Consider the following 21,989-nt stretch of genomic DNA (forward strand, 5'->3'; position numbering starts at 1 on the left):
ACATGACTCACATAGCAAGCACCCAGTACATCACGCTGTCCTCATTTCTTGCGAAAGCAGCACTTGACGAACGAGTCCCGGCAGGACTGGTTACGCTGATCGAATCTGTTGCCGACGCATGCTCCTCCATCGCAACGGCTGTTGAGCGAGGCGTATTCGACGGCGCATCCGGAATTGCTCATTCCGAGAATGTCCATGGAGAGGCGCAAAAGAAACTCGACGTCGTTTCCAACGACATTATGATCAGTACGGTCGAGTCGATTGGTTGTCTGCGCGGACTGGCATCTGAAGAGCTCGAGTCGGTTCAGGTGAGCGGGCATGAGCATGCCACGGATACCCCTGAATATCTGCTGCTTTTCGATCCGCTCGATGGATCCTCCAATCTTGAGATTAACGGCATTGTCGGAAGTATCTTTTCCGTGCTGGCGGCGCCGGTGTCTGACGCCGTACTCGACGAGCGTCATTTTCTTCAGCCGGGCGTGAAGCAGGTCTGCGCGGGGTACGCGATCTACGGTGCAACGACGATGTTCGTGCTGACCACGGGGTATGGCGTCGACGGTTTCACGTTCGATAGGGAGTCGGCATCATTCGTGCTGACCCACCCACAGCTTCAGATCCCGGAAAATACCTGCGAATTCGCGATCAACATGTCCAACGAGCGCTATTGGGAAGAACCTGTGCGCCGCTATGTCCGTGAGTGTGTGGCGGGTGCTTCCGGGCCGCGACAGACGAATTTCAACATGCGGTGGATAGCGTCCATGGTCGCGGAGGTCCATCGAATCCTGATGCGTGGAGGCGTTTTCCTCTATCCGCGGGACAACAAGAACCCTCAGCTTGCTGGACGGTTGCGGCTGACCTATGAGGCCAATCCGATGTCGTTCATCGTCGAACAGGCTGGCGGGATGAGTACGACGGGCGAGATGCCGATCATGGAAGTCCAGCCTGACCATGTCCATCAGCGCGCTCCCGTCATTCTCGGGTCAAGGCTGGAAGTGGAGCGCCTGATCCGATACCACGATGAGGTCGTGGCCGCATGGTCCTCGCTGCAAACGCATTACGAGAAGATTCGCGATGCGCACATGCGCGACTGGTTCGCCCCCGAGAACGATCCCGCTCCTACCCGTGCTGAGCGCTTTGCGTTCGCGGGCGGCGGTCTCGCGGCCGATTTTTCGAAGAACCGCATCACCGACGAAACCCTGAAGCTGCTGGTGCAACTCGCGCGCGAAGCCGGCGTCGAGAAACGCCGCGACGCGATGTTCGCGGGCGAAGTCGTCAACCCGACCGAAGGCCGCGCCGCGTTGCACACCGCGCTGCGCGCCACTGATCCGAAGGCGCCGTTCCATGCGGAAATCCAGGCGGAGCGCGCCAAGATGGCCGCATTCGCCGACAAGGTCCGCAGCGGCGAGTGGACCGGCTATACCGGCAAGCGGATTCGCTATGTCGTGAACATCGGCATCGGCGGCTCGGATCTCGGGCCGAAGATGGTCGTGCACGCGCTGCATCATCTGGCCACGCCGGAGATCACTACGCACTTCGTCTCGAACGTGGACGGCGCGGATCTGTACAACGTGATGCAGATGATCGATCCCGAAGAGACGCTCGCGATCATCGTCTCCAAGACTTTCACGACGCTTGAAACAATGACCAATGCGCGCTCGTTGCGCGACTGGTTCATCGAGAAAGGTTGCCCGGAAAGCGCACTGGCGAAGCACTTCGTCGGCGTGTCGGCCAATCCTTCTGAGGTGGTCAAGTTCGGCATCGCGAAAGAGAACGTGTTCGAGATGTGGGACTGGGTCGGCGGGCGTTATTCGCTGTGGTCGGCAGTGGGTCTGTCGATCATGATTGCGATCGGCCCGCAACAGTTCGGTGAACTGCTGGCCGGTGCCAACGAGATGGACCAGCATTTCCGCGACGCGCCGCTTGAGAAGAATCTACCCGTGCTGCTCGGCATGATCGGCATCTGGTATCGCAACTTCTTCGGCTCGCAAAGCTATCTGGTCGCGCCGTATTCGGAAGCGCTGCATTTCCTGCCGTCGTACCTGCAACAACTCGAGATGGAGAGCAACGGCAAGTCGGCGCGCCTGGATGGCGTGATGGTCGACTATCCGACTGCGGCTGTGACCTGGGGCGAACCGGGCACGAACGGACAGCATGCGTTCTTCCAGATGCTGCACCAGGGTCCGACCATCGTGCCGATCGACTTCGTCGCCGTGTTGACGCCGGAGCATCCGCTTGTCAGCCATCATCCGAAGCTGCTGGCGAACTGTTTCGCGCAAAGCGAAGCGCTGATGCTGGGCCGCACGCTCGAAGAAGCGAAGAAGGTCGCCGGTGCGGACAAGCCGGAACTGGCGCCGCATCTGGTGTTTCCGGGCAACCGTCCGACGAGCACACTGCTGGTCGATGCGCTCACCGCGCGTTCGCTCGGCGCATTGATCGCGTTGTATGAGCACAAGGTGCTGGTGCAGGCGTCGGTGTGGGACATCAATCCGTTCGATCAGTGGGGCGTCGAGCTCGGCAAGATTCTCGGCAAGGTCGTCGAGGCGGATCTGACGGCGGCAAGCGTCGATGAGAAAAAGCATGACTCGTCGACGTCGGCGTTGATCGCGCGGGCGCGTGCCAGATTGCGCTAATGGAAACGCTCCGCTGATCACGGTGGATAGCTGCTCGTTTTCCGTCTGCGCTCGCCAGCGTTATGGCATCTATGCAGCAGAGAAGATGCGACGAAAATAATTAATCCGCGTTCCGTCCGTTTGAGGCTGTCCGGGACACGGTCATCTGTAGTGTCGTGACCGGAGAGTAAGTCATGAATTTTAATAAAATGACCCTGCGCGGCAAGCTCACGGTGGCGTTCGGATTGCTTGTCTTGCTGGTGCTGCTGGTGTCCGGACTGGCCTTGCAGTCGCTGAGCAATACGAACGAACACTTCAAGACGTACGTGGACGGCATCGCTGCGCGCGCGGCGCTCGCTGAGCAGGTTCGCACGGCGGTGGACCGGCGCGCGATTGCCGAGCACGAGCTTGTGCTTGTCACGAAGCCAGAAGACTTCGAGCTGGAGAAGGCCGCGCTGACGCAGGCCCATGCGGACGTGCAGGCGCGCCTGCGAGAGTTGAAGAGGCAGAGCGCAGCCGACACAAGCCCAAAGTCCCGGGCACTCACCGCCGAAATCGATCGGGTCGAAGTCCAGTACGGGCCGGTGGCAGAGGACATCTACAACGCCGCGCTGGAAAGCCGGCACGCTGCGGCTATCGCCATCATGAACGACCAAGGCCGCCCGCTGCTTGCGGCTCTGATCAAGGCGACCAATGCGTACCATGACTACACGGAAGCTCAGTCGCGGCAGTTGATGAGCGAGTCCGCAGAACGCTACACCAGGCAGATCGTGCTCCTGATCGGGATCTGCGTGGCCGCGCTAGCTGCAGCGGTGGTTGCGGCGGTGCTGATCACACGCAGTCTGACCCGTGCTCTTGGTACGGAACCCGCTGGGCTGGGCGAGGCGACGCAGCGCGTCGCGGGTGGGGACCTGAGTCCAGTGCCGGGCGCACGCGATGCGCCACGAGGTAGTGTGCTTGCTTCGATGGGCGAGATGCAGGTAAGCCTTGTGCGTCTGATTGGTCAGGTTCGTACCTCGGCGGACAGCATCGCCACCGCATCCAGTCAGATCGCAACCGGCAACGTCGAGCTGTCGTCACGCACCGAGCAGCAGGCAGCATCACTGCAGGAGACAGCATCGAGCATGGACGAACTGACCTCGGCCGTCAGAACGAACGCCGACAACGCGCGCCAGGCAAACCAGCTTGCGGTGAACGCGTCCGACATCGCGACACATGGCGGCGAAATCGTGCTGGAAGTCGTCACGACCATGCAGGCTATCGCTGAGAGTTCGGGCAAGGTGGTCGATATCATCAGCGTGATCGAAGGCATCGCGTTCCAGACCAACATCCTCGCGCTGAATGCCGCGGTAGAAGCGGCGCGCGCTGGAGAGCAGGGACGTGGCTTTGCGGTAGTCGCAAGTGAAGTGCGCGCGCTCGCTCAGCGGAGCGCGACAGCCGCGAAGGAAATAAAGCAACTGATCGGCGATTCGGTGCAGAAAGTGCAAACCGGCTCGGCGCTCGTCGAACGCGCCGGCGCGACGATGGATCAAATCGTTTCGGCGGTCGCGCGCGTGACCGACATCATGGGTGAAATCAGCGCCGCGACCGACGAGCAGTCCAGGGGGATCGAGCAGGTGAATCGCGCGGTAGGCCAAATGGACTCGATCACACAGCAGAACGCCGCCTTGGTTGAGGAAGCGGCCGCGGCGTCGAGATTGCTCGAGGACCAGGGCCGCCAGTTGATCGCCGCGGTGACCATCTTCCGCCTTGACGGTGCTCTTCACGGTCAGCCGATGCAGATTTGAGCGGCCCCGCCACCCAAGGCTCCGGTCGTAAGGACACAAGAGCCCCAAACCTCTGCCGCGAGGGCGGCCACACCGGCGCCGGCAACTGCTCACTCGCGGACAGAAGGCTGGGAAACGTTCTGACTGGCAAATGCGGTCGCCGTTCGCTTCCTCCCTCAGGCCGCTTGCGCCGCCGGCGCACACTCGCGCGAGTCGCGCAATGCAGCGATCGTTTCCACTGTCTGGATGCAGGCGCGGGCGACCTCGGTGCCTTTCACTTCGAAGTGTGCGAGGAAGAAATTCGTGTGCTCCCCCGAGCTGTGGAAGTGATGCGGTGTCAACACGGCGGACAGGACCGGTGTTCCGGTTTCCAGTTGCACCTGCATCAGTCCGGAGATGACTGCCTGACCTACGAATTCGTGGCGATAGATCCCGCCATCAACGACCAGCCCGGCGCAGACCACCGCCGCGTACTTGCCGCTCTTCGCAAGAATTTTAGCGTGCAGCGGGATTTCGAATGCTCCGGCAACTTCGAAGAAATCGCAGTCCGATTCGCCATAACCAGCCTGAGCGAGTTCCGCGACAAAAGAGGTTCGACAACAATCGACGACGTCTTTATGCCAGCAGGCCTGGACGAAGGCGATGCGCTGGGCGCGCGATGAAGATGGTGTGTGAGTAGTTGCCACTGGGCGAGTCCTGTGTGAAAAAGGAAAAGGGCGCGCAGGGGCTAAGCCGCGTGAAGAACGCGAAAAGAAATCCTGCTCTCTCATCCGGACTGTTACCGTCGGCCCTGGAGTCACACCAGGTCTGCTGACCTTGCTGCCAGGAGAGGCGCAGCAAGCGCTCGCGGGCTACGCGTGTACACGCGATTACCGCCGGTGGGGAATTGCACCCCGCCCTGAGAACATTCGCGGCATTTACTGCCGCGTGTGAGAATCTAACATAGCGTGCTCTGCCGGTGAATGGCCGTTTATGGAGTAAGCGCACTTCCTTCCGCCGTCGTGGCGGTGCCGCTCCAGTTCGGGTAATCGCCGTATCCGCGTTCGGTGCCGCCGAACAGCGTACTTCCGTCGAAGCTGGCAAGCGGCAGACCCTCGGCCAGGCGGCGAGGAAAGTCGGGGTTCGCGACGAACGCGCGGCCGAAGGCGACCAGGTCCGCATAGCCGTGCGACAGAACCCACTCGGCGCGGGGCGAGTCGTACTTACCGGCAACAATGACGGGGTGCGTAAAACGTTCGCGGATGGCCCTGCGGAATGTTTCGGTAAACTGAGGGGCATCGTCCCAGTCGGCCTCGACGAGATGCAGATAGGCAATGCCGCGCGCCTGCAGAAACTCGGCTGCTTCGAGAATCGTCGGCAGGATGTCGGGGCAGTCCATGCCGCGTGCGGTCAGGAACGGCGCGAGACGGATGGCGGTGTGCTCCGCGCCGACTTCCCTGGCCACGGCGTTGACCACATCTTTCAGAAAGCGCAGCCGGTTTTCACGCGAGCCGCCGTATTCGTCGGTGCGTCTGTTGGAGGTCGTGCGCAGGAACTGGTCTACCAGATAACCATTCGCGCCGTGAATTTCCACGCCGTCGAAGCCCGCGTCTACCGCGTTGCGCGCCGCGCGGCGGAAGTCGGCCACGACATCCCGAATTTCCTTGACGGACAACGCACGCGGCGTCGGACACGCGACCATAGCGCCTACGCCCGTTGCCGGGTCCACTTTCCAGATCTGACCGTCGAAAGGAATGGCGGACGGCGCGACAGGCAGTTCGCCGTCGTGGAAGTCTGGATGCGACATACGCCCGACGTGCCACAGTTGCAGGAATATCCGGCCGCCGGCGGCGTGAACCGCATCGGTGACGAGACGCCATCCGGCGACCTGCGCGGCGCTATAAATGCCCGGCGTGAACGAATAGCCTTTGCCCTGTGGAGAAATCTGCGTGGCCTCGGTGACGATCAATGCGGCCGATGCGCGCTGCGCGTAGTAGCGCGCCATGATCGCATTGGGCACGTCGCCCGGCTGCGTGCTGCGCGAGCGTGTCATCGGCGCCATGACGATGCGGTGCGGGAGTTGGAACTGTGAAACAACGGTCGGCGTGAAGAGTGACGAAGCGGTGGATGTCATGGTGGAAATCTCCGGCGGCGTGAGGTAAAGAAGAGTCGCGGATTGAAGAAGTGAGCCCATTGTCTACACGCGAGCCAGTTTTGATAATTGGCCTATCTTTTGAAGGATCTTCAAAAAATATGGGAATATCGTGGAGGGCCCCGCTGATATCCGGCTCTTCGTTGAGGCAGCAAACCCGGCGGTCTTTCCGCTGCCGGCGCACGCCGGGTCTGCAGCCGTCGGTTTCTGTTACGCGTGGCGGAAGACCTGGAGGATCTGCTTGTACTCGAGGAAGTCATCGATGCCGGCGAGCCCGCCGAGCCGGCCCTGGCCGCTGTTCTTGAAGCCGCCTTCCTCGAATTCGACCTGCATCCCCGCCCACTCGTTGATGCAAATGTGGCCGGCATCGAGCTGACGCGCCACGCGGATCGGCCGGTCCGTGTCCCGCGTCCAGATGCAAGCGCTCAGGCCATACTCGCTATCGTTGGCTAGTGCGATGGCTTCGTCTTCCGTGTCGAACACCTGAAGCGTCTGAACCGGGCCGAACACTTCGTCGCGCGAGATGGCGAGACCCGACGCGGGCACTTCCAGCAGCGTGGGGCGGTAAAAGGCGCCCGCCGCGAGTGGCCCTTCGACAATCGGGCCGCCTCGCACGAGGACCGTCGCGCCTTCCGCCAGCGCGGCCGAGACCATCCGGTCGACCCGCTCGACTGACGCGCGGTCGATGAGCGGACCCATCTGGCTTGATGCATCGGCGGACGCACCCGGCTGCACGGCGACGAGTCGTGCAGCCAGCAGGTTCTTGAACTGCTCAGCGATTCGGCGCTGAACCAGAATGCGGCTACCCGTCACGCAGAACTGACCTGCGAACACGGTCGACGATGCCGCGATGGTCGGCACCGCCTGTGCGAGATCCGCGTCGTCGAAAACCAGATGCGGCGTCTTTCCGCCAAGTTCGAGCCCGACCCGCTTGAAGCGGGCGGCGGCCGCCGTGGCGATTGCACGTCCGGTTGAGGTGCTGCCCGTGAAGTTGATGGCCGGGACATCGTGTGAGTCGACGAGGAACTTCGCGCCGTCTGCACCGCTTTCAACGAACAGATTGATTGCCCCTCGGGGAATTTCCGGCACGCTCGCCAGTATCTCGGCCGAAAGCCGCGCGGTCTGTGCCGCCTGGGCCGGCAGCTTGACGACTGCGGTGCAGCCTGCCGCGAGCGCGGGTGCCAGCGCGCGGACCAGCAGGTAGGCCGGCGAATTCCATGGCACGATCAGTCCTGCAACGCCCACGGGCTGGCGGAGTACCATCGACTGCGTTCCGGGGCGCGGCTCCGAGACCCGCCCAAATGTATGCAGCGCGAGGCCGGACGCAAACCGCAGCGCGCGCACGATCTGCATGGCTTCAAAGCCGGCTTCGACCCTGGGCTTGCCGTTTTCGGTCGAGAGGCAGTCGATGATGTCCTGGGAACGTTGCTCGTAGGCATCGGCGAGATGGCTCAGCGCGGTCGCGCGCTTCATCGGATCGACTTTCCAGTCGGTCTCGAGAAAGGTCCTACGGGCGGCGGCGACGGCACGCTTCGCTTCGTCGAGTCCGCCGTCGAAATACGATGCGAATGCCTGGCCGGTTGCCGGGTCGATGCTTTCCCGGGGTGTGCCGGTTTCCAGCCATTCGCCGTTTATCCAGTGAGTTGCCTGTCGTTCCACGAAAAGTCCTGTTGCTAGGTTGCGAGTCGACTGAGGCTATCTTCGTCCCGGCAGTGCGATAAGCGGGTCATGGGAAAAAACAGTTTTAATCGGCGGTGAGAAGCGCACCGGTGCGCTTGAGCGGACGAAGCGGAGCACCCAGACCTGATCGTGAGGATCTTTGCCAGCCCAACAATCGCGTCAGTATCCGCGCGCACTACTCACGCCGCGCGGCAAAAGCCCCGTCCCCGATAGGTATTGTTCGCAATAACCGCCGCAGCGGTCTCGAAGTCGGTAGGCGCCGAGATATGTGGAGCACCGTCACTGCAGATGGCGCCACAAACGGGAGTCAGGTGGCAGCGGTTCTGCGCGCCCGCAACACGCGCTTGCCCGCAATGGCATATATCGCGTCGCTGCATACGACAGCGCTGTTTTCCACGGAGATATGAAACTCAGGGAGATTATCTACCTTGACGACGTCGACGAGGTCCCGCTGGAAAGGCTTCAACTCTCGTGCCGAGCGACACAATTGAATGGTGCTATTGAGGATGGCGAATATTTACATTGAGTCGATCCCGGACCGTTGAGGCCGGAAGAGACGGTCGGCAGTCACCTGATCTCCGCGTAGTAAATGTGGCGAGGTGCTTTGCGGCGATAACACCCGCTATCGCGGCAAAGCTCTCCAAGGTTCTATGGAGCAGGACGCCCTAAGCGCCGTCGGCGCGATTTTGCAATATGTAGGGGACGGAAGCCCGCTGGTCGGCCATTGCGGATACCAAGCCGGCTGAGTTCTGAGTCAGCAATGCGGCGGATTGCCGACGGTGGCGGCGTCATGCAGAGGACGTCCGCTTTTAGTACCCGTGAGCTCATACTCTCGATCCCTCGCGGACACTCGTCGGCCGACCACGCGCGTCCGATTCACTCGCGCAAGCTGACCCCTTAAACTGACTGCAGGCGCGCTATCTACGGGGGTATTCCTTGCTAGAAATCGAACTGAGCCGTGGTCAAACCGTTACCTCTAAGCATCGACGATGCGTGTCATAGTAAGCCAAAGCCGCGCTAGCAAATTCAACGGACACCATTAGCGTTTCGTTGGACACCGCCAGCAAAACAAGCAATCCGCAACAGCATCCTGGACGCTGGGCACTCGCGCCTCTATGAGCTAGCTGCTTATCGCGATTTCGTGTGCTCACTACTTAGCTTGTTTACGTTTGTGTTGCTTCAAGAATGCATCGGGAACGAAGGTCAAATTTCCGCGTGCTCGAGAACATGCGACATAGAGCTTGTTGCGGGTCTCTGGGTTGAGGGTCGCCAGCGCTCCAGCCTTCCAGGCATCGAGTGCGGCAGGGTGCAGCACCACACATACGTCCTCGTAATGGTCGAGACCTTTCGAAGCCCCCCAATTCTGCGAGTAGCAACCGTATTTGTAATGCTCTTGTAGAAAGAGCTTTACGATTTTGGGCGATTGATATAAATCCTGCGCGACCGCATGATCTTCGACCAATCTGACATCAGTGAGCGCGTCCGAGTGAGACTCGATCCGAATGCCAATCTGCTCAGTAATAAAATCACATACTGACTTGCTGCATCGCCGACTTTTTATCAGCGATGCGAGATCCAATTCCATTTTTGCCGCTTTAAAGCGCGCTTTGTACTTCTCATAGTCGGCATGGAGGTTGATGTTCACCGCGCCGTCGCGGCTCGTATCGTATGTATGCTGAAAAAAATCACCCACGAACATGCACTCAACCTCGCTCCGGCAAAGTGCCATTAGCAGATTGAAATCATGCCCAGCAAAGTCCTGCACCTCGTCGACGAAGAAGGCATCAAAGTATTTCTCGATTCGCGCTATCACGTCCTTGACCGTGTCGGTTTGCTCCACGTACTTCGCGAGTCGATGATGGTATAGCCAGCGCCCCTTCGTCATATAGCGGCGGTCATCGTCAAGGCCAAATTTCGGCCCCTTTTCCGAAGACCGCGCGTAGGTCACCCCTTTCGTTCGCTTCTCGCTCAGCAAGAACGGTCGATAGCAAAACGAATGCAAAAATGTGAAGTATGTGTAGAGGACAATGTTCGCTGGAAAGTATCCGAACTTTTGGATAATTCGGGTGCGCAGATTGTCCCTGTTTGCTTCAGTGTAAGTAACAATCAAGACGCGTCGAACCTCGTCCAATCGCTCGACAATCCTGTATGTTTTTCCAGAGCCCGCAACGGCGAATATCACTGTTTTATCCACGCGACCGCCTCCTGGATATAAACCGGCGCCACCAGCACATCTGCCTTTTTATCCAGGAGCTGGAACGCCGCCTCTGCCTTATTGTCTAGCATGTACTGCTGAACGGTGAGCTTCTTCCTTCCCGCTGCGAATAGGTCTTCGCATGCGACTTTGTTGTCCTCGCACATGCAAATTTCGAAGATGGATCGCTGATCGTCCGGATCGGCAAATATTTTGATCGTGGGATCAATGTAGTCGGCGTAGTTGTCAACGCACGTCTTCTGATACGCCCCGTCGTTGTCACGGATCGCCGCCACCCTGATCTTGAGAATCTTGGCGAGATCGAAATAGCGTTTGAAGCTGGTGCCATCAACAGAGATGACGTGCACGCCACCGGAACACGAAACAGCGTTTCAGCGGCTATACGACGCCGCCAACAAGATACTGGAAGCGACCTATAACGACGAGGAGACGGCTCGGCAGGCAATCCAAGCGTTGTCAGTAACTCGAACGCGGTTGGAACAGCGGATCGGGGAACTGGCACGCGAAGTGACTGAGAAGGTCGATGCGTCTGCATTGAGGATGGCACATGAGGCGGCTCGCCTTCTGGCTGAAAAATTCACGGAAGCTGACGATGCCGCCGAGCGTGCACGCGATCGTTACAACAAAGTTGGCCGGCGATTGACCTGGAAACTGCTAGGGGGCGCGGCGGTCCTGCAATGCTTGCTACTGGCGGGAGCGTGGCTTATCGTTGAGCGCACACTGCCATCGCAGGCAGAAATTGAAGCTCGTCGGCAGACGATCGAGCAGCTTTCGCAACAGGCATCAGAGTCGCGTACGGAGATTGGGAATTTACAGCGGGACGCTAACACTATGACTCGAAAGGTCACGAGTCTGGAACGCCGAGGCGGCCGATTGGAACTCACGAATTGCGCTGAAGAAGGGCAACCAGCGCGTATTTGCATTCGAACGAACGAAGGAGACTCGGATGCGCCTATAACGATTGGCGACAAGACTTTTCGGATTCCATGGGGGTATTAGTCAATTTGGTGGCCTCGTGCGGCCTCAGAGGTTTTCAGGTCACGATAGGGCGCTCGATCAGAACGAAACCCTTCTGTTGAGGGCCGTCGCCGTTAGGACATGGCGACGATACGATGCGTTGCTCAGAGAAAGGTAGTAACCGTGAGCGTATAGACAGGGCTGCGTCGGGCAGAAGCGTCTCCCGACGGGCCCCGCGTTATTGATGTGACCCTCGTGGAGAAGTTCCCGGAGAGCCTTGTCACACAAGGAAAGTCGAAACTCCTTGTGCGTTTTTCTCGCCCGACCACCGAAGAAGGCCCGAAAAGTCGAAACTTAATTTCCGGCCGTGAAGAAGCATGATTCGCTGTTACCCCCGGCCACATAAGGAAACAAAAGTCGGCACTTTTTTGTCCGGTGATATCTGGCGTAACAAGCTCTGAATGTGGCGTAAAAAGCCGCTTGTGAATGCTCGGCCGGAGCACGACGATAATATTCGCTTTCGCTTCGACATCCCGCGCCCTATAACTTATTTGCAGGGCGATTATTACGTGCCATAGGGTCCACAAAATCCGTTGGCACTGCCAGTTCGCACGCCATCTTGCGCCCCGGGACCTCGCCCCGGCGCACTGCTCCCCTTATTTTTCACAACCACCTAAGACTTTGGCCGCAGGCAATTCGCCTGCGAACCCAAAGAGCTTTTCGTGCGTCTGAGAATCCTATATTTGTGTCGACTTCCGGGCGCGCGGATAAGGAATCACATCCGTAAAAAATGCACTTTAAATTAAGGAGATAACGTGAAATCACATCTGATGGTGGCTTCTGCTGCCGGATTGCTTGTCATGACCGGGTTGGCGTATTCGCAAGGCATGCCAGAGACTCAGTCACCCGCACCGCAGGAAAGCACAGCGACTCAGGCTGCCCCTTCCAGCACGGCGACGCAGTCATACGGCGGTATGCCCGACACGAAAATACAGAGTGGCGCGAAACAAATGAAGCCCTGCGGTAACGACCCGCAATGCAATATCTTCTTTGGCGGGAGCTAAACATAATCGGGCGACGTGCGGGAAATCAACGGAAAATAAAATGGACTCGCGTTGGACGGCGTGACCAACGTCAGCCGTCCCCACCTGTACACACACGCCGCGGCCATCGCACTCGGCAATCAATTGCAGCGGCATGCGGCAGCGCTGGGGTGACGCTACCCTGAGTCCTGAGGTGAGCGGTTCCAGGACGGTGAGGAATTCCAGGAGACGACATTATCTCTGCCAGAGGTGAGTCGTTCCAGGAGTCGAACAGCACCTTGGATGCGTACAAAGACACGTCAAGGTGAGGAGTTCCAGGAGATGGTCAGCCAGGGTGAGCGATTCCAGGAGGTGAGCAATCGCCGTCTCGAACACGCACCTTAAATAAGGTGAGGATTTCCAGGGAGTCCTCGCCATAGCAATTGGCGGTGATACATCGAATGTTCAAAAACTCACCCTGAATGCTCCTCCACAAGCCCGATACAACCAATCTTGTGACCTTGTACAAGGTGCCAGACGACGGTTGGAAGACAAGCTAAAAACCGAGAGATGGGAACATTCGGGAGCGCGTGCGGTGATAATCTTGCTACCTGTCGACGCACTTTCGATTCGACGGTGAGAAGATTCGGGAGGCCTGCCCGAATGCAATCACCTGCAAGTTGCTTTCTATTCACATGGACCGTTTTCCCAAATGACTCCCGGCGCTTTTGGCGAAGAAATCAGGTCGGCACTCCAACCGCACGCCGACGCTCAACGTGCGCTCGCGATGCGCGCCTACATGCGTCACCACTTCGAGTTCATCGGTGTGCCGACACCGTTGCGGCGGCAAGCGGTATCGCCGGTGTTCAAACGGCTGCCGGTCGAGAATGCCGATCATCTGGTGGCGTGCGCGGATGTCTTATGGTCGATGCCGGAACGCGAATTTCAATACGTCGCGACCGACCTGTTGGCGCGTAAATGGAAGATGCTTGCGGCGACAGACATCACACACTTATTGACGATCGCCCAGCGGAGCGCCTGGTGGGATTCGATCGATCCGTTGGCGGGTGTTGTCGGCGATATTCTGAAAGCGGCACGAGTACATACGCCGGCGGTGCAGGCCGCGATGGACGCGGCACTCCAGCACGAATCGCTGTGGGTGCGGCGCATTGCCATGATTCACCAACTCGGCTGGCGTGAGCATACCGACGAAGAGCGCCTTTTCGGGTACGCGCGTTCGCTGGCTGCGGAAAGCGACTTCTTCATCCGCAAGGCTATCGGTTGGGCGTTGAGGGATTACGCGTGGCATGCTCCTCACGCGGTTAGCGCCTTTCTTTCCGCTTCACTGGACATCCTGTCGCCGCTTACTCTGCGCGAGGCATCGAAGCATCTGCCGTCGATCCGCTGACGCTTCTAGGGCGGAATATTTGCCGTTCAATTAGCGGTTTGTGCTCACGCAACGCGCTTTTTTTAAATAGCGCTGCGCACTGCGGCACGCAAATCAATGGGCCTAAATTAACGGCGTCAAAATCAAAAACTTTAGAAAAATATTTAACTCCTTTGGCGCGGTCAAAAACCTTGTCGTCATCGCTTAGTAACATGCGTCAGCAATACTCGGCAGCGCTGCAAGCTTGACTCAAAATCCGCAAAAAAACGCGCTGCTCCGATCGAGGGTTGACGCGAAGGCCATACCCTCGGGGGTTTCACATGACTATCCGTCATCGCATTACGCTATTGGTTGTCTCGATGTTCGTCGCCTTGTCGGCGATCGGTGGTTACGCTGTCTATCAAACGCGCGGCAGCGCAGCCGAAGTGCGCAAAGTGACCGAGGGCGTCGTCCCTAGCGCGCTCGCTTCGGCCGACCTCGTCTCGCAGGTCAAGGACGTGCAACTCGCCACCATGACCCTTGTCTATGCGCCGGACGCCAACATGGTCGTCCAGGCACAAGACGAACTGAAGAAGAAAAAGGCCTCGTTGCAACAGGCCCTCGCGCTGCAAGCCAAAGATGCCGCGAGCCATGCGCAGAAGGGACTCGTCTCGCAAGCCAACGACAGCCTCGAGAACTACTTCTCCGCGATCGCCGAGACGGCGAAAATGAAGGCCGACGGCAAGAACGAACTTGCGCAAGCGTATCTGTTCGCCAACGTCGCGCAGTATCGCGACGAACTCGAAGGCATCGTCGAAACGCTCCGCGTCGAGAAGAACCGCCAGAAAGACGAGGCAATCACCGCGCTGAACGCCACGCTTTCCACCACCACGACGGCCATTGCCATCGTCACCGGTATCGCGATCATTCTGCTGACCTCGATCGGCTCGCTGCTCTACCGTCAGATCACTCGCCCGCTCAGCCGCATGCAGGCCATGATGAGTGAGATCGCATCGAGCCAGGACTTCACGCGCCGCGTGCCGGTGGGCCGCCTGGACGAAATCGGTCATTCGATCGTCGCCTTCAACGGCATGATCGAAAAGATCCAGGAGAGCTCGGCGCAACTCAAGCAGAAGACCGCCGACATTCAGGCGATGTTGCAGAACATGCAGCAAGGTATTTTGACGGTAGTCGACGGCGCCGTGATCCACTCGGAGTACTCGGCGTATCTGGAAGACATCTTCGAAACGAAAGACATCGCCGGTCGCGATCTGATGGATCTGGTGTTCTCGGATACCGATCTCGGCTCGGACGTACTCTCGCAAGTCGATGCAGCCGCGCATGCGTGCCTCGGCGAAGACTGCATCAACTTCGCGTTCAATCAGCATCTGCTGGTCGGCGAGATTTCGAAGCGCATGCCCGATGGCCGCGTGAAAATTCTCGACCTCAGCTGGTCGGCGATTACCGACGAAAACGACGTCATTCTGCGTTTGATGCTGTGTGTGCGCGACGTCACCGAACTCCGGAAGCTCGCGGCGGAAGCCAGCGAACAGCGCCGCCGTCTCGACATGATCGGCGAGATTCTCGCGGTCAGCGAAGAGAAGTTCCATCACTTCATCGAAAGCTCCGCGGGTTTTGTCAGCGAGAACGAACGGATCATCCGCAAGCATTCGGAAGCGGACCATGCAGCAATCGCCGAGCTGTTCCGCAACATGCACACCATCAAGGGCAATGCGCGGACCTATAACCTCGCGCATCTGACCAACGTCGTCCACGAAACCGAGCAGAGCTATCACGAACTGCGCCAACCGGACGCTGACCGCTCGTGGGATCAGGACCACCTGATGCAGGAGCTGACACGCGTGCGCGAGGCGATCGAGAGCTACGCCAGGATCAACGAACAGAGCCTCGGCCGCAAGGCCAAAGCCGGAGCGAACAACGCCGGTAACGCTAGCCGCTACGTGATGGTTGAGAAGGACCAGATTCAGCAGACCCTGAGCATGCTGGATAAGACCAACGCCGGCGAACTCCACGAATTGCAGTCGATGCGCGATGCGATGCGCCAAACCTTGCGCGCCTTGGGCAGCGAAAGCGTGCACGATGCGCTGTCCGGCGTGCTGGACTCGCTGCCTTCGCTCGCGCAGGAATTGGGCAAGCCGGCGCCGACCGTGCGCATCGACGACAACGGCTACCGTCTGCGTGGCCAGGCGGGCGGCACGCTGAACAACGTGTTCATGCATCTGTTGCGCAATTCGATGGACCACGGTATCGAGACCGCCGAGGCCCGTAGCGCGCACGGCAAGGCACCGGCCGGCACGATCGATATTGAGGTTGGCGTTGACAACCACGCGCTGCAGATCACGCTCAGCGACGACGGGCGTGGCCTCGCGCTCGAACGGATCCGCGGCATTGCCGTTGAGCGCGGCTGGATCGGCAGCGACGAACAACTGAGCGATGAAGCCATTGCCGAATTCATTTTCCGGCCGGGCTTCTCCACCGCAGCAACGGTCACAGAAGTGTCGGGCCGTGGTGTCGGCATGGACGCCGTGCGCGACTTCCTCAAACGCGAGAACGGCCGCATCGAACTGCGCTTCACCGACGATCACAAGGGCGCATCGTTCCGTCGGTTCCAGACGATCGTCTGCCTGCCGGATAACGTCGCCGTCGATACGCTCGGTGTGGAAGCGCGTGGTGACGCTGGCGAACTTCAACTCGACGCGATGGCGGATTGAACGTTGATCGAACGCTGATTGACGCGTTTCGCGACGGACTTCGGAAGGATAGGTTGTGATTCAACAGTACGTATTGGCGGCGATGGCTGGCAGCGCGGTGACCGCGCTGCTGGCATTTGTCGCGCACAAATTGCAGAGCACGAGGCTGACGGCACGTCTTTCCGCCGAAGCGGATGCCCGGATCAAGGCGTTGTCGGCGGAGCAGGCGGACCACGGCGAAGCGATCCGCGAACGCGAACAGGCCGCGCAGGAGATGGAAGCGTTGGCCGCACAGTTGCGCGAGGAGCTGATGCAGCAATCGGCCAGCGTCGAAGAGCTGCGCGCAACGTTGAAAGCAGCGACTGACGACAAAGACCAATGGGCCCATCAGGCGCAACAGATCGCCGGCGAAGCCGCGCGTCTGAAGAGCCTCGGCGCAACATTCGAGCGTTGGCACGAGCAGATGATCTCGCTGATGACGCAGAACCACGACATGCACTCGAAGAACCAAGAGCTGTCGTCGATCGTGCGGCATGTGGTGATCGTCTCCCTGAACGCGTCGATCGAAGCCGCTCGTGCGGGGCCGGCGGGACGCGGCTTCGCGGTGGTGGCGAGCGAGGTCCGGGCACTCGCCGCGCGGTCAGAGGAATTGTCGAAAAGCTATCGCGACAGCCTGCACCGCAACGATCTGACCACCACCTCCACGTTCCAGGACATCCAGGCGGGCGGCAAGATGATCGCGGCGTCGCTCTCCAGCGTCGAATCGCTTGCCAACCAGTTTCACTCGAAGCTGCGCCAGGTGCCGATGTGATCACGGGCAACGCGAAGGACAGCTTCGAACGCATTTTCCGCAAGGCGGCGCAGGCACGTTTGCCGCTGGATTCCGGCGATACGTGCGAAATCACACCGCTTGCCGACGCTGGCACGGGCGCAACGAAGGACACCCAGGTGGTCGTGCTGACCATCTCGTCGATCGTGTTCAGACTGCTGCTAATCCTTCACTTCGACGAGAACGACAGCACCCGGAACTACTACCTGAAAGAGGCCGACGAGCGGCAGTTTCAGGAAGTTTTTCTGGAAGTCTGCAATCTGTGCTGCGGCGCGATGAATCAGGAATTGCTGCATTATTTCCCTGACCTCGGCATGTCGACGCCTTATGTATTGAGCGCGCGTTGCCTGGGGCATCTGCCGGAATTGAAGCCAGGTTTTCTGTCGTCGTATTCAATCGTGCTTAACGGTTCCGTGCAGCTTGCCGCGACGGTATGCGTGTGCGCGCATGCGCCGATCGACTTCGTGGCGGACACGAGCGCAATCGAAGAAAGCAGCGGTGAGCTTGAGTTGTTTTGAGTGTTGACAATGATGTCGATATCCGTAGTGAGCAGGAACGCGAAATGAACATGAACAAACCGGTCAGCAAGGTGCTGGTGCTGGACGACTGCCCGGTGCATAAGGAAGCGCTGAAGCGCTTCTGCGACGAGAACAATCTGGTCGGCGTGAAAGTCGGCAAGAACCGCTTGCAGTCGGTGCTGCGCTCGAACATCGATCTGGGCGCGGTTCTGTTCGCTGAAAGCTACGGCGGCTCGGCCGAAGCGAGCGCCGAGATCGCGATCAGGATCAATGCAGTGCGCCCTGAGTTGCCGATCATCATGCGGCGAGAGGCCGATCCGGGCTTGGACGGTTTGCCGGAGAGCTTGCGCCGGGTGGTCTGCGCGGCCTACGTCGCGCGCGATATGGCGCCTTTGCGCCAGGTGATCGACGAATATATCTTCAGTCTGGATTACCCGAACGCGTTGGTGCGTGGTATTGCCGACATGACGCAGGCGATTCTCGGCGACGTGTTCAAGGATTTGACCATCACGTCCGACACGCCTTATATCGTGCGCGACCGGATCATCTTCGGCGAGGTGTTCAGCCTGATTCCGCTGGAGAGCGCGTGGTGCCGTGGCTACATGATGATGCAGGCGGAAGAGACGCCGATTCTCGAACTGCTCGATCGCTACCGGATGATCGACAACGCAGAAGATGGCGAAGCGAACTTCCGCGATCTGAATAGCGTGCTCGGCGAAGTGACGAATCTGATCTGGGGTTCGTTCAAGAACCGCTATGTCGGCGATGCGGACGCCTGGCTGCGCAGCCAGGTGCAAGTGCCGCTGCTGGTGAATCACAAGCACAAGTACATCTCGTTCGGCAGCGGCAATCCGCAACTGTGTTTCATGTATTCGCTGACGGACCCGCAGTCGGGCCGTTCGGTCAAGCTGCATCAACGTTTTGTGTTCAGCCTGAGTTGGTCGCCCGAGGACTTCAAGGAAGTCACGGACGATGTCGGCGCGATGGTCGAAGCGGGCGAACTGGATCTGTTCTGAGTGTTGTCATAGGAAAAAACATGTCGAAAATTCTGGTGGTGGATGACTCGAGCACGGTGCGCGACGAAGTGGCCGGTTTTCTGAAGAAGAACGGTCTGGACGTCGACACGGCGGTGGACGGCAAGGATGGCCTCGCCAAACTGAAGGCCAGCCCCGGCATCAAGCTGGTGATCAGCGACGTCAACATGCCGAATATGGACGGCCTGACGATGGTCGAAAAGATTCGCGGCGAACTCGCGAACACGACCGTCAACGTCATCATGCTGACGACCGAGAGCAGCCCGGCGATGAAAGAGCGCGGCAAAGCGGCCGGCGTGAAAGGCTGGATCGTCAAGCCGTTCAAGGGCGACGCGGTGCTCGAAACGTTCCGTAAGCTGGCGAGCTAGACGCTGCACGCGCGGCGAGCCGGCCAAAGGTGAGGGTTTTCGGGAGCCCGCGCGCCGGTGATTTGCAAAGCATGATTCGCTATAACGGCGACGGTTGAAACACGCTAGTCTCCCAGTGAAAGTGAACGACTGGGATGACACGTGATGGCCGCGAAAACTTCAAAAAGCGCTGGCGCGGCAACCGCGGATGCCGCCATGGTCACGCACGTCCCGGCTCAACAGGCATAGGGCGGCGTCGGACATGTGCCAATTGCTCGCCCTCAACTGCGCCGAACCCACTGACGTCAGTTTCTCGCTGACGGGCTTTGCCGCACGCGGTGGCCTCACCGACCATCACGTCGACGGCTGGGGCGTGGCGTTCTACGAAGACCGTGCGTGCCGCGTGTTCGTCGACGAAAAACCCGCGTATCAGTCGCCGGTGGCGGAGTTTCTGAAGAGCTACCCGATCAAGTCGCGCAATGTCGTCGCACATATTCGCAAGGCGACTCAAGGCGGCGCGCGCGTGGAGAACTGCCACCCGTTCATGCGCGAGTTGCGCGGCCAGCAATGGGTGTTCGCGCATAACGGCGACCTGCAACCGCTTGGTGAATCGGAGCAAGGTCCGTATGCGGCGGTCGGCACGACCGATAGCGAGGCGGCGTTCTGCTTCATCATGAATCGCCTCTACGCGCATTTCGCCGCTCACACGAACAGCAACGCGGACGACATCGACGCCGCGTTCGACGTCATCGAGCAGGCGACGCGCACGTTGACTCCGTATGGCATTTTCAATTTCGTGCTCTCGAATGGCAAAGCGCAATTCGCGTATTGCTCAACGCGTCTGTCGTACGTGATACGTCACTGGCCGTTTTCGCGCGCACGTCTTGTGGATGGCGATCTGACGGTGGATTTCGCTGAGCGTGGCACGCCGGCCGATCGCACGGCGGTGATCGCCACCACGCCGCTCACCGATGAAGTGTGGACCGCCTGCAAGCCTGGCGATCTGCTGATGTTCCGCAGCGGCGCGCTGTTGCGGCGCGCGCATGTACCCGTTCCCGCCGAAGTTCTCGCGACGGCGATTACGGCGTGAATTCAGGGACTAACAGCCAGGAAGTGGCGGTCGTGGGGATTCGTCATAAGTTTTGATTGGCTGCACGAACGAGCCGGCTGCCTTGACGGCGGCCGGTCTGCCGAATGCATTCAAAAAGCTCAAAGGTGAGAACATTCGGGAGCCGACGGCAATCGGCGACACGTGAGCTCATACACATCACTCCGCCTCACCATCCAGCAATTCCGACGACAACTCCCGCAAGCATTCGCCGAACAGATCCGCAGCCGGCGCGGAGCGTAAGCGCCTGACACACACCGCCTCTTACCTGGGTATGCAGATTACTCGATCCTCTCCAAAGGTGAGGGTTTGCGGGAGTCGTCCGTTCGAGACCATCGGTGCGCCGCCCAGCATGCCTTTGCGGCCTGCCCCCAAACTCGAAAGGTGAGCGTTTTCGGGAGCAATCCGATGGGCACTTCACGCCGAACCCCATCCGCTCTGTACCAAAGGTGAGACTTTTCGGGAGCAGGTGCGCGCGTCGTACGGAGACGCTGCGAGCGATCCCTTATCACGTAATCTTCGTCAATCACGCGATGACCGTGCTCACACGCGTGCAACTCAACGAGAAATTACGTGGCAATAGCGTGCTGCATCAGGGGCGCAGCCTCGACGTATCGATCTGGCGGCTGCGGCGGCTGATCGAGATCGATCCTTCCGAGCCGCGCTATGTGCAGACGGTGTGGGGACGAGGCTATGTGTTCGTGCCGCACGGCGAGATTGGAGCGGCCGAGCGCGGCGCAATGGTCGCGCCCGGCGTGTGAGTATCGGCGCATCTGCCGAAAGGTGAGGTTTTACGGGAGCGTGACGCTCGCGAGTCAGGCCTGCTTCGCGACCTCGCGAATATCGGCCACCGGCGTTTGCCCGAATGCATCGCTGAAGGCATAGTCGAGCAACTGGGTGGCGCATTGCTCGGGTGTCGAAAGCTGGCCGTTGCGCTTGAGGTCTTCGAATTTTTCGCGCATCGGAAACTGCTCGGTGCCGCTGCTGCGAATTTCCGCCTGCATATTCGTATCGATAACACCCGGCGCCAGACTGCAAATTCGCAGCGCACGATTCGCGTCGAGTGCAACGGCGCGTGCGTGATGATCGAGCGCGGCTTTGGTCGCGCAGTAGATGCTCCAGCCGGGATACGCATTGCGCGCCGCGCCGCTGGAGATATGCACGATGCGCCGATCGGTCGCTTCGACGCTGGCTGCGGCGAGCGCGCTCGCCAGCATCAGCGGCGTGGCCACGTTCAGACTCACGGCGGTCGCGATGTCCGTGGCGTCCTGGCCTTCGATCGGACCGATCGGCTGAACCATGCCCGCGTTGTTGATCAGCAGTACGCTCTGCGCGCCGCTGACGAAGCCGCGCAGTGCATCGGTTGCAACCCACTGCGCGACGCGTGTCGGATCGGCAAGTTCGAGTTCGATTTCTTCGAGCAGCGCCGGGAAACGCTCTTTAAGCGTGGCGTGACGCGAGCGGGACAATCCCAGTACCGCGATGCCACGCGTCAGCAGTTGTTCAGCAAGGGATGCGCCGAGCCCACGAGTGTGGCCGGTCACGATCGCGCGAATCGGAGAAGAGGTGGACATGTCGTTCCTTGTGATCGTTGGCTTGAGAAGACGGTCATTTTCTCACGCTATGTTTGCTGCTTGCAGCGGCGCCGTTTTTCAAGCCGCGTTCTAATCGCTCTCATGCAATAGCTTATACCGCT

General features: G+C 59.6%; 16 protein-coding genes, 3 pseudogenes and 1 riboswitch. Of the genes and pseudogenes, 13 read left to right on the forward strand and 6 right to left on the reverse strand.

Going from position 1 to position 21,989, the window contains the following annotated elements:
* Positions 1–2 precede the first annotated feature (2 nt).
* The 3 genes and pseudogenes from KHO31_RS12155 to KHO31_RS12165 form a co-directional block, all read left to right on the forward strand.
* Positions 3–1,010 (forward strand): annotated as a pseudogene (locus KHO31_RS12155) (class 1 fructose-bisphosphatase); the annotation flags it as partial.
* Positions 1,011–1,025: 15 nt separating this feature from the next.
* Positions 1,026–2,630 (forward strand): glucose-6-phosphate isomerase, encoded by a 1,605-nt coding sequence (pgi, locus tag KHO31_RS12160; protein WP_211623520.1) that lies wholly within the window; start codon positions 1,026–1,028, stop codon positions 2,628–2,630.
* A 173-nt stretch (positions 2,631–2,803) separates the two neighbouring features.
* Positions 2,804–4,519 (forward strand): annotated as a pseudogene (locus tag KHO31_RS12165) (methyl-accepting chemotaxis protein).
* A 32-nt stretch (positions 4,520–4,551) separates the two neighbouring features.
* Here the strand turns inward: KHO31_RS12165 and KHO31_RS12170 are convergent.
* From KHO31_RS12170 to KHO31_RS12190, 5 genes are all read right to left on the reverse strand, one after another.
* Positions 4,552–5,061 (reverse strand): 6,7-dimethyl-8-ribityllumazine synthase, encoded by a 510-nt coding sequence (locus KHO31_RS12170; RefSeq protein WP_407945933.1) that lies wholly within the window; start codon positions 5,059–5,061, stop codon positions 4,552–4,554.
* 68 nt (positions 5,062–5,129) lie between these two features.
* Positions 5,130–5,285: riboswitch (FMN riboswitch) on the reverse strand.
* 60 nt (positions 5,286–5,345) lie between these two features.
* A complete protein-coding gene (locus KHO31_RS12175) occupies positions 5,346–6,488 on the reverse strand; it encodes an alkene reductase (protein WP_211623403.1) in 1,143 nt (380 codons plus the stop codon).
* A 228-nt stretch (positions 6,489–6,716) separates the two neighbouring features.
* On the reverse strand, positions 6,717–8,165 hold the full coding sequence (locus KHO31_RS12180) for an aldehyde dehydrogenase family protein (RefSeq protein ID WP_201076953.1): 1,449 nt from the start codon (positions 8,163–8,165) through the stop codon (positions 6,717–6,719).
* 1,171 nt (positions 8,166–9,336) lie between these two features.
* Complete coding sequence (locus tag KHO31_RS12185) at positions 9,337–10,380, reverse strand: UvrD-helicase domain-containing protein (protein ID WP_211623405.1); 1,044 nt, start codon at positions 10,378–10,380, stop codon at positions 9,337–9,339.
* Entirely contained in the window at positions 10,365–10,748 is a 384-nt protein-coding gene (locus tag KHO31_RS12190; protein WP_201086613.1) for a TOPRIM nucleotidyl transferase/hydrolase domain-containing protein, read from the reverse strand. Before KHO31_RS12190 ends, KHO31_RS12185 begins: the two co-directional genes overlap by 16 nt.
* Here KHO31_RS12190 and KHO31_RS12195 point away from each other — a divergent pair.
* The 10 genes and pseudogenes from KHO31_RS12195 to KHO31_RS40005 all read left to right on the forward strand — a co-directional run.
* A complete protein-coding gene (locus KHO31_RS12195; RefSeq protein WP_201086614.1) occupies positions 10,714–11,400 on the forward strand; it encodes a hypothetical protein in 687 nt (228 codons plus the stop codon). The two genes, KHO31_RS12190 and KHO31_RS12195, sit on opposite strands and share 35 nt — an antisense overlap.
* Before the next feature lie 773 nt (positions 11,401–12,173).
* Positions 12,174–12,422, forward strand: coding sequence for a hypothetical protein (locus KHO31_RS12200; RefSeq protein WP_201086615.1), 249 nt, complete (start codon positions 12,174–12,176; stop codon positions 12,420–12,422).
* Between the two features lie 670 nt (positions 12,423–13,092).
* Positions 13,093–13,788 (forward strand): DNA alkylation repair protein, encoded by a 696-nt coding sequence (locus KHO31_RS12205; RefSeq protein ID WP_201086616.1) that lies wholly within the window; start codon positions 13,093–13,095, stop codon positions 13,786–13,788.
* A 299-nt stretch (positions 13,789–14,087) separates the two neighbouring features.
* Positions 14,088–16,478 (forward strand): HAMP domain-containing protein, encoded by a 2,391-nt coding sequence (locus KHO31_RS12210; protein ID WP_201077010.1) that lies wholly within the window; start codon positions 14,088–14,090, stop codon positions 16,476–16,478.
* Between the two features lie 55 nt (positions 16,479–16,533).
* The gene (locus KHO31_RS12215) at positions 16,534–17,268 is read left to right on the forward strand and encodes a methyl-accepting chemotaxis protein (RefSeq protein WP_201077011.1); all 735 of its coding nucleotides are present in this window, start codon (positions 16,534–16,536) and stop codon (positions 17,266–17,268) included.
* A complete protein-coding gene (locus KHO31_RS12220; protein ID WP_201107738.1) occupies positions 17,265–17,804 on the forward strand; it encodes a hypothetical protein in 540 nt (179 codons plus the stop codon). Before KHO31_RS12215 ends, KHO31_RS12220 begins: the two co-directional genes overlap by 4 nt.
* Positions 17,805–17,848: 44 nt before the next feature.
* A complete protein-coding gene (locus KHO31_RS12225) occupies positions 17,849–18,820 on the forward strand; it encodes a chemotaxis protein CheX (RefSeq protein WP_201077019.1) in 972 nt (323 codons plus the stop codon).
* 20 nt (positions 18,821–18,840) lie between these two features.
* Positions 18,841–19,206, forward strand: coding sequence for a response regulator (locus tag KHO31_RS12230; RefSeq protein WP_028196001.1), 366 nt, complete (start codon positions 18,841–18,843; stop codon positions 19,204–19,206).
* A gap of 241 nt (positions 19,207–19,447) precedes the next feature.
* Positions 19,448–20,275 (forward strand): class II glutamine amidotransferase, encoded by an 828-nt coding sequence (locus KHO31_RS12235; protein ID WP_201086617.1) that lies wholly within the window; start codon positions 19,448–19,450, stop codon positions 20,273–20,275.
* Positions 20,276–20,610: 335 nt separating this feature from the next.
* Positions 20,611–21,054: pseudogene (locus KHO31_RS40005) on the forward strand (winged helix-turn-helix domain-containing protein); the annotation flags it as partial.
* 54 nt (positions 21,055–21,108) lie between these two features.
* Here the strand turns inward: KHO31_RS40005 and KHO31_RS12245 are convergent.
* Positions 21,109–21,867 (reverse strand): SDR family oxidoreductase, encoded by a 759-nt coding sequence (locus KHO31_RS12245; protein ID WP_201107739.1) that lies wholly within the window; start codon positions 21,865–21,867, stop codon positions 21,109–21,111.
* Between the last annotated feature and the right edge of the window lie 122 nt (positions 21,868–21,989).

The sequence above is a fragment of the Paraburkholderia domus genome (assembly GCF_905220705.1).
In the GTDB taxonomy this organism is placed as follows: domain Bacteria; phylum Pseudomonadota; class Gammaproteobacteria; order Burkholderiales; family Burkholderiaceae; genus Paraburkholderia; species Paraburkholderia domus.